The following is a 364-nucleotide window of genomic DNA, read 5'->3' as shown; positions in this document are numbered from 1 at the left end:
TTCAACGGACTTCAGGTACTTGTAATGTCCTACTCGAACATGAAACCGATGAAATCGGAATACCATAACTATCTGGCAGACTGGGTTAAAAAAGGAGGTACGTTGGTGTACTGTGGAGAAGATGTCGATCCTTATCAAACAGTTTTAGAATGGTGGAATACGGCAGGAAACGCATACAAAGCTCCTTCGGAACATCTGTTTGAGGCGATGGGTTTGTCCCGTAATCCCGGTGACGGAACCTATCGGTTTGGGAAAGGCACCGTGATTGTCATGCGCGAAGATCCGAAACATTTTGTATTAAAAGGCGGAAACGACCGGAAATACTTTGAAACGATTGTATCCGCTTATGAGAGCAAAACTGGTA

The 364-nt window shown here is 44.5% G+C and carries 1 pseudogene; it reads left to right on the top strand.

From position 1 onward, the window contains the following. Positions 1-364 (top strand): annotated as a pseudogene (locus AB5935_RS25240) (hypothetical protein); the annotation flags it as partial.

The organism is Phocaeicola sp. RTP21198st1_B8_RTP21198_201120 (assembly GCF_040929485.1).
GTDB lineage: Bacteria > Bacteroidota > Bacteroidia > Bacteroidales > Bacteroidaceae > Phocaeicola > Phocaeicola dorei.
This window is presented reverse-complemented; position numbering and strand designations above follow the sequence as displayed.